The sequence below is a fragment of the Candidatus Nitronereus thalassa genome, from assembly GCF_032191465.1.
Classification (GTDB): domain Bacteria; phylum Nitrospirota; class Nitrospiria; order Nitrospirales; family UBA8639; genus Nitronereus; species Nitronereus thalassa.
Genome location: NZ_JAQOUE010000001.1, coordinates 1,429,073 through 1,446,404, shown reverse-complemented (window position 1 = coordinate 1,446,404; position 17,332 = coordinate 1,429,073). Strand labels below are relative to the sequence as shown.

The 17,332-nt window shown below is 46.1% G+C and carries 13 protein-coding genes; 10 read left to right on the top strand and 3 right to left on the bottom strand.

Annotated elements, in window-relative coordinates; translation table 11 throughout:
• The first annotated feature begins 288 nt into the window (after nt 1-288).
• Nucleotides 289-1,062 (top strand): ElyC/SanA/YdcF family protein, encoded by a 774-nt coding sequence (locus PPG34_RS06500; protein WP_313832349.1) that lies wholly within the window; start codon nt 289-291, stop codon nt 1,060-1,062.
• A 126-nt stretch (nt 1,063-1,188) separates the two neighbouring features.
• Here the strand turns inward: PPG34_RS06500 and PPG34_RS06495 are convergent, their stop codons facing one another.
• Nucleotides 1,189-1,683, bottom strand: a complete 495-nt coding sequence (locus tag PPG34_RS06495) for a bactofilin family protein (RefSeq protein WP_313832348.1) — start codon at nt 1,681-1,683, stop codon at nt 1,189-1,191.
• Between the two features lie 84 nt (nt 1,684-1,767).
• Nucleotides 1,768-2,304, bottom strand: coding sequence for a bactofilin family protein (locus PPG34_RS06490; RefSeq protein WP_313832347.1), 537 nt, complete (start codon nt 2,302-2,304; stop codon nt 1,768-1,770).
• Nucleotides 2,305-3,206: 902 nt separating this feature from the next.
• On the opposite strand from PPG34_RS06490, the gene PPG34_RS06485 reads away from it, so the two are divergent.
• From PPG34_RS06485 to nusG, 6 genes are all read left to right on the top strand, one after another.
• A complete protein-coding gene (locus tag PPG34_RS06485; protein WP_313832345.1) occupies nt 3,207-3,833 on the top strand; it encodes a polysaccharide biosynthesis/export family protein in 627 nt (208 codons plus the stop codon).
• Between the two features lie 36 nt (nt 3,834-3,869).
• The gene (locus PPG34_RS06480) at nt 3,870-4,484 is read left to right on the top strand and encodes a polysaccharide biosynthesis/export family protein (protein ID WP_313832344.1); all 615 of its coding nucleotides are present in this window, start codon (nt 3,870-3,872) and stop codon (nt 4,482-4,484) included.
• 180 nt (nt 4,485-4,664) lie between these two features.
• Nucleotides 4,665-7,010 carry a GumC family protein gene (locus PPG34_RS06475; protein WP_313832343.1) on the top strand — a complete coding sequence of 782 codons (2,346 nt, stop codon included), beginning with the start codon at nt 4,665-4,667 and terminating at the stop codon, nt 7,008-7,010.
• A complete protein-coding gene (locus tag PPG34_RS06470) occupies nt 7,007-8,065 on the top strand; it encodes a sugar transferase (RefSeq protein WP_313832342.1) in 1,059 nt (352 codons plus the stop codon). The genes PPG34_RS06475 and PPG34_RS06470 overlap by 4 nt, the downstream gene beginning before the upstream one ends.
• A gap of 2 nt (nt 8,066-8,067) precedes the next feature.
• Nucleotides 8,068-8,985 carry an XrtA system polysaccharide deacetylase gene (locus PPG34_RS06465; protein WP_313832340.1) on the top strand — a complete coding sequence of 306 codons (918 nt, stop codon included), beginning with the start codon at nt 8,068-8,070 and terminating at the stop codon, nt 8,983-8,985.
• A 25-nt stretch (nt 8,986-9,010) separates the two neighbouring features.
• Nucleotides 9,011-9,583 (top strand): transcription termination/antitermination protein NusG, encoded by a 573-nt coding sequence (gene nusG, locus PPG34_RS06460; protein ID WP_313832339.1) that lies wholly within the window; start codon nt 9,011-9,013, stop codon nt 9,581-9,583.
• Between the two features lie 466 nt (nt 9,584-10,049).
• Here nusG and PPG34_RS06455 read toward each other — a convergent pair whose 3' ends face one another.
• Nucleotides 10,050-11,015: a UDP-glucuronic acid decarboxylase family protein gene (locus PPG34_RS06455; protein WP_313832338.1), complete on the bottom strand. Its 966-nt coding sequence runs from the start codon at nt 11,013-11,015 to the stop codon at nt 10,050-10,052.
• 266 nt (nt 11,016-11,281) lie between these two features.
• On the opposite strand from PPG34_RS06455, the gene carA reads away from it, so the two are divergent.
• The 3 genes from carA (at nt 11,282) to PPG34_RS06440 (ending at nt 17,205) form a co-directional block, all read left to right on the top strand.
• Nucleotides 11,282-12,352 (top strand): glutamine-hydrolyzing carbamoyl-phosphate synthase small subunit, encoded by a 1,071-nt coding sequence (carA, locus tag PPG34_RS06450; RefSeq protein ID WP_313832337.1) that lies wholly within the window; start codon nt 11,282-11,284, stop codon nt 12,350-12,352.
• Nucleotides 12,353-12,420: 68 nt separating this feature from the next.
• A complete protein-coding gene (gene carB / locus PPG34_RS06445; RefSeq protein ID WP_313832336.1) occupies nt 12,421-15,618 on the top strand; it encodes a carbamoyl-phosphate synthase (glutamine-hydrolyzing) large subunit in 3,198 nt (1,065 codons plus the stop codon).
• 246 nt (nt 15,619-15,864) lie between these two features.
• Complete coding sequence (locus PPG34_RS06440) at nt 15,865-17,205, top strand: hypothetical protein (protein WP_313832334.1); 1,341 nt, start codon at nt 15,865-15,867, stop codon at nt 17,203-17,205.
• The last annotated feature ends 127 nt before the right edge of the window (nt 17,206-17,332 follow it).

Below are 17,332 nucleotides of genomic sequence, written 5' to 3'. Positions count from 1 at the left end.
CTTTTACTCGGGGTTGCTTTAACCTTTCACGCCTCTCTCTTTTTCTACTTAACAGTCAGTCGAAACATTTAACGGGTAAATCCGTCCGCTTTTTATTCGGTCCTTCCCGCTGGATGGGAATTAATGAATCGCTTTCTTTTCAAGTTTCTGCTATTTCTCTCATTCCGTAAGCATTCAAGGCCTTACTCAAGGATTTCATTTTTTATAAACTCGTGTACCAATTGCAGTTGGATTCACTGAATCCTTTGATAACGCAAACTAAATGTAATAATTGCCTATGAGGGGGCTATGTATCTGTTCAAAAAAATCTTCTCTCGGTTGTTTTTTCCTGTTCCGCTGAGTCTTGAATTGATTTGGGTTGGGCTCATTCTGGTTTGGTTACGCCCACAGCGCCAGATGGGAAAATGGATTCTTAGCGGTGGAGTTGTGATCTTCACTCTATTGAGTTTTCATCCCATATCCAATGCCCTGCTTGAACCTTTGGAGTCCCAATACCTTCCTTTGAAGGTACAATCACCAAATGCAGGTGAATCCATTGTGGAAACACGACATGTTAAATGGGTTGTTGTCTTGTCTGGTGGTGGAGCAGAAAGGCCTGGTTACCCTCTGGCGAGCCAACTCTCGAGTGCTACGGTACTTCGTCTTGTTGAAGGGATTGCCCTTTATCAAAAGCTTCCAGGAGTAAAAATGCTCATTTCAGGGTCTACGGGGGAAGCCGTTTTGATGCATCAGTTTGTGCTGACTTTTGGTGTGCCGAGAGAAGATGTTGTTGTAGAATCTAATTCTCGTGATACCAAAGATCAGTCACGTTTTATTGCCGACATTGTGGAAAAAGAAGCACTGGTATTGGTGACCGAAGCCTCACATATGCCACGGTCAATGGCCTTGTTTCGCAAGCAGGGTCTTTCGCCAATTGCGGCTCCAGTTGGCCACAGGATTGGTCAAAGTACTGAATTCCAGTGGTGGGATCTTGTTCCTAGCGCGGAGTCATTAAAAGTCGCGGAGCGAGCGTTCTATGAATACTTGGGCTTGGGATGGGCAGCTTTGCGGGGTCAGATATAGGTAGAAATTAAAGGTCCATTCAAAGTATTCCCATCGGCGGGTGATAGGCAAGGATTGCCTAGAGTGATTGACGCAAAAAATTCTTAGTAAAATTTCTAATGGTATTAGCTGGATGTTGGGTGTGAATCACAAATGGGCAAGATGCTTCGCTTCCCACTCTTTTTCATCAGAATTTTTCCCATTTTTCTCATATTTTTTGCCAGTTGTTCCGTTTGAGTTACTGATGGTTTCTTGGCGCTTCAGGTCAAATTGATCGAGGTTTGTGAGTCCCATATCACATAAGCCCTGAAAGCTGACTCCTTCTTCCATGGAGAAATTGGGTGTGCGAATGTCTCCAATGACTACGGCGGGGTTAAAGAGCTGGACTCGTTGGTGAGCAGTGATATTCCCTTGAACTTTCCCTCCACTCACCACCACGTTGCCGGAAATATTTCCCTTAATCACAGCATGTTCACCGATGATGAGGGTGTCATCGGTATGCATTTCTCCTTCGAAACGACCATCGACCCGGACGGTACCTTCGAATTGAGCAGTGCCTTTAAAGTCCACCCCTTTTCCAAGAAAAGTATAATGCTGTTCATCAAAAATCGTTTCGCGTTTTTTGACTTTTTCACCCCACATGAAGTGCTCCTTCTCCTCGTGCTGTGAAGCTCATTATTGTTGAGTAATGGGCTTGCAGGTCTTCTGGTGTGATTGCCCGAATATTTATCCCTGAAGAGCCATCTCTTTGCCTGTCCGGTTGTCCTTTTGTGAATTGGAAGATTCCCGGTCTGTGGTTGAGGGATATGAAATCTTGGGCTTTTTATACTCAGCTGTCGAAGACATCATTTCTAATGTCCCATTGAAAGTGACCCCTTCTTCCATGAGAAGAGAGGGAGTCAAGACGGATCCATCAACGACGGCGGGTGCCAGCAATTGCACTTTTTCTCGAGCGGTAATATCACCGGTAATCTGACCTTTGCTAATGACGGCCTGAGCACTAATCTTTGCTGTTAAGACGGCTTGTTCTCCTAGGTAGAGCGTTCCATTAGCATGAACTTCTCCATCCAGTTGTCCATCAATACGAACATTGCCTTCGTATCGAATGACTCCTTTAAATTCGACCCCGTGCCCTATAAATGCTGCGACATTAGTCTGGTCCATTCCTGTTCCTCCCTGGTTGCTGTGGCGGGAAAAGTTATCTGGTTTCATTGATGACATGAATGTTGTGGATTCCTTTTCCAAATCAGTTGTCGAATTCATTCGATGCGTCCCTCCTTTAGGATTTCAGCAAGGTGACATTTTAGAAATTTTATGATTCTTGTTCCCTTCTGGTGTTGTTTTCTCCTGTCCCTAGCCCTTTTCGGAAGTTGCTGAAGATAACTTAACCATTTTTTCCATTACATGGTGTTAGCGCTCAAAATTTTCCCTCGGACCTTAGGAAGGCAAAGCAGCCATTATCTCTAATGAAAGCCGAGTCTGACCCCTGAATTGTCACCTTAGGGTCACTTGGAAGATTAAGAAATATTCTACTGTATTCCCCGACCTAAAGATGTATTGGTCTTTCGTCATCCTCCTCTGGTGGCCTGGTAGACCTTTTCAATGTGGATTCCATTGCTGATTTGGAAAGTCATTAATAATATTGGCCGTGAAAAATGGTGGATATGTATTTGGGGCTTTGTCTCGATGTGGAATAAAAATATTAGAGGAATTTTTCTTTGCGGTATTTTTCATACCTTTTTCTGGATAGTTAAGAGGTAGTTTAAATAGTCCTCCCCGGATAGGTTCTCAAGAAAAACAATTCATGCATGTTGGCAGGCTCAGAGAAGAAAATTGACCTCTCTGAGGAGCGTGCTATTGAAGGTCAAATGTGCAGTTGTTTGTGAAAAGAGAATCCTCATTAAGTCTGAGGTAAAGGCGACCGATTGGTGTCAAAGGTCAGTGTCCATTGCCCAATAAGGAGAGCGTGAAATCTACATAGGGCAGAAGGGACATTCTCTAATTTCAAAAAAAAACATATGACTGTTAAGTCCGTAAGATATTTCTCCGAATTAGGTAGCAAATACCAAGGAATGGACCCTGCCTCCAATGTTTGGAATTTCCATAAGGTCAGGAGATCTAATCTATCAACTCATCGGTTGTCTTTTGGTTACAGGAGGGCTGTTATGAAAATGCTGAAGGTACTGTGTGTGGGGTTGGCGATCTGTGGATGTTCGGGAGTGGGGGCAAGTTGGGCCAATTCTGGACAGATGGGGGCCGCAGGTGTTTCCCAGTTTATTGTCACCAATGATTACATTATTGGGCCGCAAGATGTGTTGGAAATCAGCGTGTGGAGAAATCCTGATCTCTCACGTCAAGTAACGGTCCGACCCGATGGTCGGATTTCATTGCCGTTGATTGGGGATGTCAAAGCCGTGGGTGGGACTACTGGACAATTGAAAGATGCGATTACGGAAAAACTTAAAGAGTACAAAGAAAATCCCACTGTAGCGATTGTGGTTCAACAGGTGAATAGTTATTTCATTTATGTCCAAGGCGCTGTCGGAAGTCAGGGGCGTTACCCGTTGCTGACCAAAACGTCTTTGATTCAAGCGCTAACGCTTGCTGGAGGTCTGGCTCCCGATGCGGTTCGAAGCCGGGTGGTTGTATTTCGAATGAGTGGCGAAGGCAGTGAACCACAACGGATTATGGTGAATTATGACGATATCGTGTTGCGTGGCGCTGAAAACTTTGAGCTTCAACCCGGCGATACTATTGTGGTGCCATCCGAAACGATGGTGTTGTTACCGTAAATGAAAGGGAGTCAAGCAATGCATGGAAGGTGGCTTATGAAAACGCGTTTCACTCAAATATTAGTGTCCGTGGTGGTTTCTGCAGGTTTGGGAATGTCTGGTTGCGCCTATAACAGCCCTCAAGTCGTGGTGGCGCCAGGTCCACCCGAGGAAGGCTTTCGCTTGGGAGCCGAGGACGTGATCGATGTCGTCGTGTGGCGTAATCCCGATCTAACTCGGACTGATATCGTGATCCGGCCAGATGGCAAGGTGTCGTTGCCGTTGATTGGGGACGTGGAGGCTGATGGGCTCACGGCGGACCAATTAGCCAAGAATATCACCGAGCGTTATCGGGAATACAAAGATAACCCGGCCGTGTCGGTCAGTGTGAAAGCTGTCAATAGTTATAAGGTGTATGTGCTTGGTGAAGTGAAGACTCCAGGAAAATATCCATTACAATCTTATGCCACGGTCTTACAGGCGATCTCGTTAGCTGGTGGTTTTACCGAGTTTGCCTCAGAGAATTCAATTCAAGTTGTTCGGCGTGTGAAAACAGAGGATGGCAAAAGCAAGGAAATTAGAATTCCAGTGAACTACGATTCTCTCCTGTCGGAGTCAGGGGCTGAATATAATTTTATTTTGCGATCTGGCGATACCATTGTAGTTCCTTGATGGGTACATAGTGCGATTGGGTCCCTGATGGTCTGACAGGCCATCAGGGGGACTCAAATGTCAGTGACACAAATTTGAGAAATGGCGTGTCAGATAAATAGGCCAAAATGGATGACAACAGGTTGGGGTTGATAAAAAATTTTTCGAACGATGGAGCGAAATCCTATGGAACAGCATGACATGGAACGAAAAAGCCTTGAGTATATGGGACGCGGTGCCTCTCCCTCCCTGCAGGGCAAGGTGAAAGACTATGTTGAGATCGCGATCCGCCGGAAATGGCTCATTCTTTCGATCGTCATGATTTCGGTCGGAGTGGCCGGCACGTTAGCCTGGTTTAAAAAAGACGTCTATCGTTCGAGCACCGTCATTCTGGTAGAGCAGCAGACTATTCCTGAACAATACGTAACCTCAGTGCTTGATGATGTGGCCAGTCGTGTGTCGACCATTACACAACAAGTACTCAGCCGAACCAGTTTGGTCAAGGTCATTGAAGAGTTTGGATTGTTTCAAGACGTCATTCAGGAAGAAGGCTATGAAATGGCCATTCTTAGCATGAGGAAAAACATTCAAGTGGAGACAAAGGGGCGGAACCGCATTGAAGCTTTTACGATCTCATTCGCCCATGAAGATCCTACCACCGCGATGAAAGTCACGTCTCGTTTGGCTTCCCAGTACATTGAGGAAAACTTGAAACTTCGCGAACAATTTGTTGAAGGGGCTTCAGACTTTCTCGAGACAGAACTTCGGGCGGCCCGGCAAGAATTAGAAACAAAGGAGCGGGCCCTGAGCCAATTTAAGAATCGGTATATGGGAGAATTGCCGAGCCAATTGGAATCTAATATCAGTACCCTTGATCGTAAAGAAAATGAGCGAAACTCTATTCAGGAATCACTCAATGCGTCGACGAACCGTTTGCTGTTGGTGGAGCAGGCCATTCGTGAATATGAGGCGTCCGGAGCGATCAGTACAGATTCAAAAATTAAATTGAATCAATTTGGATACAATCAGCAAGACTCTTCAGCTCGAACTCCTGTTGATTCTCAGGTGGCCTTATTGAAAAAGCTTGAGCAGGATCTTGTCAAACTTCAAGCCGAATATAAGAGTGCATATCCCGACGTGATTTCACTCAAGCAACAAATTGCCCTCTTGAAAGATGAAATAGCAGGCAGGCCGGTCGTGGAGCAGGAAGAGCCTCCAACGCAAGAGCCAATTAAAGTATTTGACCCTTACTTAAAAGGATTGCTCAAGGATCGAAACGAATTAAGACTCCAAGTAGAGTCTCAAAAAAGTCGTCTCGCAACATTGGCGGAGTCCATGGAGAAATTACAAGGCCAAGTGGATCGGACGGCTGCACGGGAACAGGAGATGTTGGCCTTGGAGCGCGATTACGCCAACATGCAGGAAAATTACCAAAATATTCTTGAGAAACGGCTCAATGCGCGAATTTCAGAAAATCTTGAAAAGCGTCAAAAAGGTGAGCGCTTTAGAATTTTGGATCCAGCCAATTTGCCAAAGACCCCTGATGGTCCTCTTCGAGCGGTTATTGTACTCGCCGGTCTGCTCCTTGGGTGTGTATTAGGGTATGGTGTCGCCTTTGTGATTGAACAATGGAATCCCACGTTCCGTCGTTCTGAAGATGCGGAAATTTCTCTTGGATTTCCAATTTTGGCCACGATCCCTAGCTTTCAGTCAGCCTATGGAAAGTCCTCGGATGGGCTCCTTCTTGGTGGTGGGACTTTTGGCTCAGGGGATGAGGCTTCAGCCAATGGGAATAGAGAATTGGTTGCCAATGTATCAGACGGAGGTAAATGGCGCGGAGGTTTGACCCCAAATCCTTCTTTGGTCAGCCGATGGAGGCCTTCTTCCATTGTTGCTGAACAATATCGAGTTGCGGCGACGCGATTGGTATTGATGAATACCGAACAAGCCAATACCGTTGTCCTTGCGACCAGTGCCATGAAGGGTGAAGGAAAAACATCCTCAGTAGTCAATCTCGGGTATACCCTGGCGCGTGATTTAGAAAAGCAAGTGTTGTTGATCGGGTGCGATTTTAAGGCCCCACGCTTACATGAAGCTGTTGGAATGCCCGCAGCACCTGGGCTTGCGGATTACTTCCATGGCGATGTGGGACTGGAAAATTGTATTCATCGTATGGACGATGTTCCCATGTGGGTCCTTCCCGCAGGCGCGGTGGAAGATCATGCCGTGTCTCTTTCCCGCCTCCCACAACTGGCAGCTTTGATTGGAAATCTGCGATCTCGCTTCGATTATATTCTTGTCGATGCTCCTCCCATTCTGCCGTTGGCGGATATGAATGTATTGGCCGGGTTGGCGGACTTGCTAATTTTAGTGGTACGAGCGGGAGTCACTCCGCAAGAGATCGTGGTCAAAGCCATGGATATGCTTCGACCCACCGTGCAAGCCCGTATTCTATTGACCGATGCCTCCTCCCACGGCATGCCATATTTTATGTCACAAGAAACATATGGAGCACCTTATACGGCGGTTACTAGAGAATCCGTATGAGTACTGGGTCTATGCTGGCCCCGAAGATTCACAATCAACCAGCACCGTCAATTTTTGATCAAGTTCTCCGCTCCCTGGATACTCGAAAACGAGTCCTGATTTTTGGGGAAAGCGAGTTGATGGGAGACTTGATTCGGGTTCTAACCTCCAAGCGTCGACATTGGTACGACGTGGTCGGAGTGTTGACCACAGAAACGGCCCGTGTGGGGCAGTCTAGTGATGGAAAACCCATATTGGGGACCGTAGACGAACTGTTTGAGATTGTCGAACGATTCCGAGTCCAAACGATTGCGATCTGCGTGACGGATCGGCGAGGAAGTATGCCCTTGGATACGCTCTTGGATTTGAAATCCATGGGGCTGGAAGTCATCGATGGTCATCAGTTGTATGAAAGTGAGTGCGGACGGCTTTCCATCGATGAATTGAAGCCGAGTGCTCTCATTTTCTCGTCAGGCTTTCAGCGTCGGCCGGGTATGTTGCTGATGAAGCGCCTCGAGGACATTATCGGAGCTTCATTAGGATTAATGATCCTGGCACCGCTGATGGGATTAGTTGCCTTGTTGATCAAGCTCGATTCGTCAGGACCGGCGCTTTATAAGCAAACTCGTGTTGGATTGCGGGGGTGTCCCTACGTGCTGTGGAAATTTCGATCCATGCGCCCAGATTCTGAAGGTGACACCGCCCAATGGGCTCAATTGGGTGATCAACGAATCACCAGGATTGGTCGCTGGATTCGATTGCTTCGCATCGATGAATTGCCCCAGTTTTTTAATGTGCTCAAAGGGGAGATGAGCCTCGTTGGCCCTCGACCAGAACGTCCTGTTTTTGTCCAGAACTTGCGACGCCAGATTCCTTATTACGATTTGCGTCATACCATTCGTCCCGGTCTCACGGGATGGGCCCAAATTCGGTTTAACTATGCCGCATCCGTCGAAGATTCGCATATGAAACTCCAATATGATCTTTATTACGTTAAGCATTTATCTGTGTGGTTCGATTTATCCATTCTCTTTCGAACCATTCGAGTCATTTTAATGGGGTCCGGAGCACGGTGACCATGGAAAATGCAACGGGTCTTCGCCGAACGCATTGCTTGAGTTTTGATATCGAGGAGCATTTTCAGGTGGCGGCCTTTGATAGTCCCGCAAGACGTCGTCAGTGGCCATTGCTGGAAAGTCGTGTTGAGCGTAATACCGAAAAAATATTGGAATGTTTAGAGGCGCATCAAGTACGAGCAACTATGTTTGTCCTGGGGTGGGTGGCAGAAAAATGCCCACAATTAGTTCGACGCATGGCTGAGGCCGGACATGAAATAGCCTCCCATGGATATGGACACGATCTGATTACGGTTCTGACAAAAGAGCAATTTCGAGAAGATATCAAACGAGCCAAAGCGGTGTTAGAAGATGTGACTGGCATGCCAGTGCTTGGTTATCGTGCACCAACGTTTACCATTACTCAGGAAACCCTATGGGCCCTTCCAATTCTCTTAGAAGAAGGGTATGCCTATGATTCCAGTGTTTTTCCGGTCTATCACGACCAATATGGGATCCCAGGTGCCAACCCTTCTCCCCACTTGCTCTCCACGCATTCGGGAACCTTATGGGAGGTCCCTCCTTCGACCTGTAAGCTGGGATGGACTCGACTTCCTGTCGCTGGTGGTGGTTATTTCCGATTTTTCCCATTTTGGCTTCTTGTCAGTTTGATGCGAAAAGTTGAACGGGAAGGGGAATCCCTCGTGTTTTACTTGCATCCATGGGAATTTGATCAGGATCAGCCTCGCATGACCGGGCCTTTTCGGTCCCGACTTCGCCATTACTTCAATTTGAATAAAACGGAAGACCGATTCCGTCGGTTGTTGGGAGAATTTTCTTTTGCTCCTATCCGAGAGTCTCTTCCTATGATTGGACGGTTATATCAGCATCCGGCGCATGACCCGAGCGGTGTGTTTTGCACTTTGCCAACGTTGGCTTGATCGAATAGGTTCTTACACAATACATATGATTGCTTCTACTTCCCTTCTTGAAACTCAATCTTTTTCTGCAAGCGAAACAGGAAAGTCGGCGGATGTACCGAGATCACACTGGTTTCTTGTGCATGTGAAAAATCGAGCGGAAAAAGCATCAGGTCAGAACTTGGATCAGTTGGGCCTTGAATCATTTTGTCCCCATCGGAAACAGGAAAAAATCATTCGACGTGTTCGACGAGAGGTCATCCTGCCATTATTTCCAGGGTATCTGTTTGTCAAATTTGACCCTGCTGTGCAATTCCGGGCAGTGCAATTTTGTACTGGCGTCCTCAGAGTCGTCACCTTTGGAGACACCCTCGCGCGGGTGGATTCATCGATTATTGAAGCAATGCGCGACAGGATGACCCAGGGGTGGGTAGACATGTCAAATTGTACTCCTTTCCAACCAGGGCAAAAGGTTCGAATTCAGGATGGGCCATTGCGGGGTTTAGAGGCGGTATTTGAGAGTGAAATGAGTGATCGCCAACGAGTGACTCTGCTATTAAAGACTGTGGCTTATCAAGCTCGAGTCGTCATGCCGGTTGATCAAATCACCAATCTGTAACAACAACCCCACTTGATATCAGGTCTGTTGGATGAGGGCGTTAGGCCTGGAAGGTGAGTTGCGTCTTGGCGTTTTACCGTTTGTTGTATGGGTGAGGGCACTTAATCAGAGGCAGGGATCTTATCCGAAAACCTGATAATCAAACTTGTTAAGAATGACGACACGGAACCCGAAGATACAAGGTGTAAGTCTAGGGATCTCGTAGTATTTTCCAAGGACCGGGCCAAATCAGTTTTGGGTTTTAGGATTTGACCGGCTTTCGCTGAGGAAAAGTATCACTCAGAAGTGGTTGGAAGAATTTAAGCCATACTCTGGCCGGACATGCACCGGAACGGCGGCAGCCTGCGCAAATCTCTAAGAAAACTTTTCGTTTTGTGTGATTGCTGCCCCCAATGACGTCTTTGGCCAATACTTAAATTGAAAAACAGTTAGGCCTTGATGTAAAAGATTCGATGGCTCCTGCTACTTATGTTAGAGCCGCATGACGAATCCGCTCCTCAAAATATTCGATAGTTTTGAGTAATCCGCTTCGAAGTGGGACCTGTGGTTCCCATCCTAATTTTTCTTTTGCCAAACGAATATCAGGACAGCGTTGCGTAGGGTCATCAGAAGGCAAGGGTTGATACTCTATCATTGACTTTGTTCCTGTTAGTTCAATGATAAGATGGGCTAATTCCGCAATAGTGAACTCTTCAGGATTTCCAAGGTTTACGGGGCCAGGAAAATCGTTGGGGCTGGCCATGAAGTCCACGAATGCCCGAATAAGATCGTCAACGTAGCAGAACGACCGAGTTTGTGAACCATCACCAAATATAGTAATGGGGCGGTTTAAGAGGGCTTGAATAATAAAGTTGGAAATGACTCGCCCATCATTAGGGTGCATATGTGGGCCATAGGTATTAAAAATTCTGGCGACCTTGATGGGAAGTTGAAATTGCCGGTAGTAATCAAAGAATAACGTTTCTGCGCAACGCTTTCCTTCGTCATAGCAAGCGCGCAAGCCTACGGGATTGACGTTTCCGCAATATTCTTCAGTTTGGGGATGAACGTGGGGGTCGCCGTACACTTCACTTGTCGAGGCTTGAAAGATTTTCGCTTTAAGCCTCCTCGTTAGGCCGAGCATATTTATGGCCCCGTGCACGCTTGTTTTTGTGGTTTGTACCGGGTCGAATTGGTAGTGGATGGGAGAGGCTGGGCAGGCCAGGTTGTAAATTTCATCGACTTCCACATAGAGGGGAATCGTGATGTCATGCCGGATGACTTCAAATTGCGGATGGTATAGCATAGGAATGATATTATCCTTGGTGCCGGTATAAAAATTATCAGCACAGATAACTTCATTTCCTTGATCGAGCAGAGTTCGACACAAGTGAGAGCCTAGAAATCCAGCGCCACCTGTCACCAGAATTCGTTTTCGTTTGAATTGATTCATGGCATCACATTAAGGGTGTTCAAGATATAATTGTTACGAAAAGTGATATTGCGACCAGTAAAATGCCCGAAGTACTATAACAAACACCATGGAGCTCAGCAATTGTAGTGCCGTGTTGGCCCTTTGCCTTTCTTGATTTTTCCAATGTTTTTGAGACGCCCGTATTAGCCTCTTGCTTTCAACGAAGTCTTCATCTACAAGTTTGGCCCAGTGGTTGAGAGAGTAATAACTTCATTCATTATGCCCATATGAGGCAAGGTAATCCGATGCGAGATAATCAAGAAAACGGAATATTAATGTTAGAGGACGGAACTTCCTTTGATGGTAAATTAATTGGTCGTACTGAACCAATATCCGGGGAGGTGGTTTTTAACACCGGAATGGTGGGTTATCCAGAAACGTTGACTGATCCTTCCTATCGAGGGCAAATTTTAGCCTTAACGTATCCACTCATTGGGAATTATGGCGTGCCTCAGGCCCAAATGGTGGACGGACTTAATGATGTCTTCGAGTCTGATCAGGTCCATATTCAAGGGTTGGTGATGACAGACTATTCGTTTGAGTATTCTCATTGGAATGCACAGCAAAGCCTTGATAAATGGTTGCAGGAACATGGGGTGATTGGAATTTATGGTGTTGATACTCGAAAGTTGACGAAAAAATTGCGTCAACGAGGGAGCATGCTAGGAAAAATCTTCATGACTGGCCAGGAGCAAGAGTTCTATGATCCCAATCGTGACAACTTAGTAGAATTTGTGAGTGTGAAAGAGCCATTAATGTATGGAAACGGGAAAAAGACAGTAGTGTTAATAGACTGCGGGGGAAAATTCAATATCATTCGCAGCTTAGTTGGTCGTGGTTTACAGGTGAAGCGAGTACCTTGGGACTATGATTTTTTGCACGAGGATTTTGATGGGGTAATGATCTCGAATGGTCCGGGTGATCCTCAAATGTGCGAAGCCACAATCGGGATAGTCCGACGCTTGCTCCAGGGCAATCGCCCAGTGTTTGGGATTTGCCTTGGTCATCAAATTCTGTCACTGGCGGCTGGAGCCGAAACCTATAAAATGAAATTTGGACACCGAAGTCAAAATCAACCCTGCAGAGAGTTAGGGACCGATCGCTGTTATATTACTTCGCAAAATCATGGATTTGCTGTGAAGCCGAATGGCTTAACTTCTGATTGGATGCCGTGGTTTGTGAATGCCAACGATGGTTCGAATGAAGGTATTCGCCATCAATCAAAACCATTTATGAGTGTGCAATTTCATCCGGAAGCCGCACCAGGGCCGACGGATACCTCGTATTTGTTCGATCGGTTTATCGATATGCTGTAGCGAATGTTTCTTTAACGAAAATGTTATGAGTCAATGGATTAATGAGTTCGGTAAAGTGAAATCTTGTCATGACTGAAATTCGGAAACCCAAAAAAGTCCTTATTCTGGGAAGTGGTGCGCTCAAAATCGGTGAAGCTGGAGAATTTGATTATTCGGGAAGCCAGGCGATTAAGGCACTCAAGGATGAGGGGATCACCACGGTGTTGGTAAACCCCAATATTGCCACTATTCAAACTTCTGAAAATCTCGCTGATGAAGTCTATTTTCTGCCGGTGAAGCCAGAGTTTGTCAAAAAAGTGATTGCCAAAGAACACCCCGATGGCATCTTGCTGGGGTTTGGCGGTCAAACGGCGTTGAATTGTGGATTAGCCCTCGAGGAGACGGGGGTCTTGAAAGAATTTTCTGTAGAAGTCTTAGGAACGACGGTACAAACCATTCGTGAAACTGAAGATCGCGGATTATTTGTTAAGCGATTAGGTGAGATCGACGTACATGTTCCCAAAAGTGCTGTCGCAGAGTCGGTTGAGGATGCCCTACGAATTGGACAGAACATTGGCTATCCTCTCATGTTGCGAATTGCGTTTGCCTTGGGTGGATTAGGATCCGGTATATGCCAGACGGAAGAGGAGTTAAAAGAACGAGCGGTAAAGGCCTTTTCCTATACGGGTCAGGTGTTAATTGAAGAGTATCTGACAGGGTGGAAAGAAGTTGAATATGAGGTGGTTCGGGACCAATACGATAACTGCGTGACGGTGTGTAACATGGAAAACTTGGATCCCATGGGAATTCACACCGGTGAAAGTATTGTGGTGGCTCCAAGCCAAACTCTTAATAATGAAGAGTATCATCGGTTGCGGAATGTCTCGATTCGCATTGCGAGGCATGTGGGGATTGTTGGGGAATGTAATGTGCAGTTTGCCATGGATCCAGCCTCAGGCGATTATCGCGTGATTGAAATGAATGCGAGACTCTCGCGAAGTTCAGCCTTGGCTTCGAAGGCTACGGGGTATCCGCTGGCCTATGTCGCGGCGAAATTAGGACTGGGGTACAACCTTGCCGATTTACCCAATTCCATGACGGGGGTGACCAAGTCGTGTTTTGAGCCGGCACTGGATTATCTTGTTATCAAGATGCCTCGATGGGATTTGAAAAAATTTCACCAGGTGTCAAAGAAACTCGGTTCCGGAATGAAATCAGTGGGCGAAGTGATGGCCATCGGTCGGACTTTTGAAGAGGCTCTGCAAAAAGCACTTCGCATGTTGGAAATTGGGGTTCAGGGATTAGTGGGGAATAAAGAACGTTCAAAGGTATCTGGCCTTGAACTGGAATTGAGCGAACCCACGCCGGAACGAATTTTCATTGTAGCGGAAGCAATGCAGCAGGGGATGTCTCTCGATCGAATTCATGAACTCACGCATATTGAAAAGTGGTTCCTCTATAAAATTCAGCATATTGTTCAGATCGCGAAGCAGTTGGGAGAAAATTCGCATCCCCTGGAATCCAGTCAACTGCTTAGAGGTGCGAAGCAAACTGGATTTAGCGATCGTCAAATCGGACAGCTCTGTGGCATCGAAGAATTTCAAGTTCGACAGGCCCGCGAACGTCATGGCATTCATCCCAGTGTGAAGCAAATCGATACCTTGGCGGCAGAGTATCCTGCCCAATCCAATTACCTGTATTTGACCTATCATGGGGATGAAGATGATTTGCAGGTCGAAAAGCGAGATTCCGTGATTGTGTTGGGGTCTGGCTCATATCGAATTGGGAGTTCGGTGGAGTTTGATTGGTGTTGTGTGAATACGGTTAACACGCTACGCGCGCTCAATTACCGGACAATCATGGTGAATTACAATCCAGAGACGGTGAGTACAGATTATAACGAATGCGATGCCCTATATTTCGAGGAAATAAGTTTAGAGGCGGTGTTGGAAATTTGCAGAAAGGAATCGCCAATTGGGGTGATTGTGTCGATGGGCGGACAAACGCCAAATAATCTCGTGATGGCGTTGGATCAAGCCGGAGTTCGGGTGCTGGGGACGTCACCCGTCTCTATTGATCAGGCGGAGAATCGGCACAAGTTTTCTCAGCTGCTGGACCATTTGCATATCAAACAACCGCCGTGGGGTGAGTTGGTTGGAGTTGAGGAGGCAAAAAACTTTGCCTCGAAGGTTGGCTATCCTGTGCTCATACGGCCTTCTTATGTCCTGAGTGGGGCCGCAATGGGAGTGGCCTCTAATCATGAAGAACTCGAGAAATTTATTGCGCGGTCTGCCAAAGTTTCCAAAGAGTTTCCCATTGTCCTTAGCAAATTTGTGGAAAACGCTAAGGAATTGGAAATGGATGGGGTGGCTTGTCATGGCAAGCTTGTGTTGTCGGCGATCTCAGAACATGTTGAAAATGCCGGCGTGCATTCAGGGGATGCGACCTTGGTGTTTCCGGCCCAACGCACGTATTTGGAAACTGTCAGGCGTATTAAAAAAGTCAGTGCAAAGATTATAGAAACCCTGAAAATTAATGGCCCCGTGAATATTCAATTTATGGCCAAAGATAATGAAGTGATGGTCATCGAATGTAATCTCCGTGCATCGAGAAGTTTTCCATTTGTGTCAAAGGTCTCCAAGGTAAATTATATTGATTGCGCGACGCGAGTCATTATGGGTGAAATCGTTCCGTTGCACGAAGGGAGGCATTCGGAGTTGGAAGTGGTTGGAGTCAAAGCCCCGCAGTTTTCTTTCACGCGGTTGGATGGGGCTGATCCTGCCCTAGGAGTGGAAATGGCTTCTACTGGTGAAGTGGGTTGTCTTGGGGATGATTTTGAGGAGGCTTTTTTAAAGGCCTTATTGTCCGTCGGCTATCGGATACCAGTAAAGAATGTTCTCCTGTCAACAGGCCCGGTCGAATCAAAGGCAGCGTTCCTCCAATGGTCTCGTCTTTTGATTCAGATGGGCATGAGATTATTTGCCACTCAGGGAACAGCCGAATTCTTGGCATCGCATGACATGGATGTAACAATACTGCATTGGCCCATGGAGCGGGAAACGCCCAATGTCCTGGACTACATGAGCGAAGGAAAAATCGATTTGGTCATTAATATCCCTAAAAATTTTCAGGCTGCCGAATTGACCAATGATTATCAAATTCGCCGTAAAGCGGTGGATATGAACATCCCGCTTATCACCAATTTGCAATTAGCCGAGCGGTTTATCGAAGCTCTCAGCCGGAAGACGATTGACGATTTATACATTAAAAGTTGGGCGGAATATTAATTAGTGGGATGAAAAGGTAGCCAAAAGCCGTGTTGTAAACAAAATTTTTTCCGTATATTTTTCTAAATTTAGATGAATAGGTTAAAAAAACCTTAAAAATTATTTTAAGGAACTCATTGACTTTTAAGGGGAAATTTAGTATTTCAGTAGATTAATTCTTTACTGCATCAAACCCAACTCTTTAATTCACCCATACAATACGCCAATCTAAGTCAATAATGTCATTATGAGTACCACGGGCAGGTTATGATCCCAAGTAAAGAGAAAACATTACTAAGTCTTCTCTTTGGGATTCTTTTTCTTGGATTATTTATTTCCCCTTCTCATGCCAAGTTGACTTTAGATACCTCCCTTTCGGTATCTGAGCAATATACAGATAACCTCTTTTTCACCTTTGCAAATAAGAAGGATGATTTTGGGACGTTTGTCACTCCTAGATTGACGCTGATTTTTGAAAATAAACACGTCAAGTTAGGTGGAACGTATACCGCTAGTGCCCAGTTTTATGTCAATAATTCTCAGGCCAATACCGTTTCCCAGGGGATGAATCTTATTATCGATCTTCCTTTTCTCAATAGAATTTCCAAAAAATTAGAGGTGAGAGTCAACGAATCTTTTAATTTTGCACCCGATCAACCTGCGTTTTCAGGAAATAGTAACATATTCTCGAGTGCCACTGAAATTGCTGGAGGAGCAGGACCTGCGGGAGGTGCGGGAGTGGCTGGTGTCGGGGCGGCTGGGGTCGGTGGCGCTGGTGTCGGTGGACTTGGGGGTATTGGAGGATTAGCTGGTAATTCCTTGGATAATCAGGGGGTCTTTACTCAGCGGACAACGACAACATTTCAAAATCAAGCCAGAATTTTTGTCGGTTATGCTCTTGCTCCCCGTTGGAATGCAAATGTTCAATATACCAATATTTTTCGAGGGGGCCTTCAAGATTCTCTCACCCATGAATCTCCAATAACTTTGTCCTATAGAGTTTCTGAAAAATTGAAAATTAGTGGGGGTTATAATTTTCAGAGTATTGAATTTAGTTCAGGTGGGGCGACAACAGCCCCAGGGGCCAATGGAACCGCTACAAGCCATGGCGTGTTTATGGGAACCAATTATCAGTTGACTCCAACCATTCCAATTATTGCGAATGCTGGTGTCTCGGTGACAAATACAGAGGTGGACACGACACGGATAAATTTTGATGGCAATGCGGAAATTACAAAAAACTTTCCAGATGGAAGCATTGGTCTTCGTGTCAATCAACAAATTGCCGCCGGTGGCGGGGTGGCCGCTTCTTCCACGCTCAATCAAAATGCGGTTTTGACTTTTCAAAAATCTTTTACTCGTCTAGTGGGTGGTTTTCTCCATTTGGGGTATAGTCGGAATCGATCATTAGCCGGTCCTCTCATTGACTTGGATTCTTATCAGGTACGGAGTGGGCTGAATTTAGCTCTGTTGAGATGGCTCAACGCAGGGATTACCTACTCGTATGTTAATCAAGAGTCTGGGGGCCAATTTGGAGCGACGGCCCAAACCAATCAGATTTTTTTGGGGCTTACCGCTATCCCAGAAACCTTCACCTTCTTTAAATAGTTCCCTTTCATCGTTTTCTGTTTTCCTCTACCACACATCTCTAAAACCGAATTTAGGGTCAGATGGTGTGGGCATTGTTATTTTCTTCCAATAGCAGCTTTTTCTTTCCTGTGCCGCTAGTTTCACA

Bases quoted from the DNA above. Each gene is read 5' to 3' on its own strand.
- PPG34_RS06485 (WP_313832345.1), top strand. From the start codon at position 3,207: ATGAAAATGCTGAAGGTACTGTGTGTGGGGTTGGCGATCTGTGGATGT.
- PPG34_RS06440 (WP_313832334.1), top strand. From the start codon at position 15,865: ATGATCCCAAGTAAAGAGAAAACATTACTAAGTCTTCTCTTTGGGATT.
- PPG34_RS06465 (WP_313832340.1), top strand. From the start codon at position 8,068: ATGGAAAATGCAACGGGTCTTCGCCGAACGCATTGCTTGAGTTTTGAT.
- PPG34_RS06490 (WP_313832347.1), bottom strand. From the start codon at position 2,304: ATGAATTCGACAACTGATTTGGAAAAGGAATCCACAACATTCATGTCA.
- carA (WP_313832337.1), top strand. From the start codon at position 11,282: ATGCGAGATAATCAAGAAAACGGAATATTAATGTTAGAGGACGGAACT.
- PPG34_RS06475 (WP_313832343.1), top strand. From the start codon at position 4,665: ATGGAACGAAAAAGCCTTGAGTATATGGGACGCGGTGCCTCTCCCTCC.
- carB (WP_313832336.1), top strand. From the start codon at position 12,421: ATGACTGAAATTCGGAAACCCAAAAAAGTCCTTATTCTGGGAAGTGGT.
- PPG34_RS06480 (WP_313832344.1), top strand. From the start codon at position 3,870: ATGAAAACGCGTTTCACTCAAATATTAGTGTCCGTGGTGGTTTCTGCA.
- PPG34_RS06495 (WP_313832348.1), bottom strand. From the start codon at position 1,683: ATGTGGGGTGAAAAAGTCAAAAAACGCGAAACGATTTTTGATGAACAG.
- PPG34_RS06500 (WP_313832349.1), top strand. From the start codon at position 289: ATGTATCTGTTCAAAAAAATCTTCTCTCGGTTGTTTTTTCCTGTTCCG.
- PPG34_RS06455 (WP_313832338.1), bottom strand. From the start codon at position 11,015: ATGAATCAATTCAAACGAAAACGAATTCTGGTGACAGGTGGCGCTGGA.
- PPG34_RS06470 (WP_313832342.1), top strand. From the start codon at position 7,007: ATGAGTACTGGGTCTATGCTGGCCCCGAAGATTCACAATCAACCAGCA.
- nusG (WP_313832339.1), top strand. From the start codon at position 9,011: ATGATTGCTTCTACTTCCCTTCTTGAAACTCAATCTTTTTCTGCAAGC.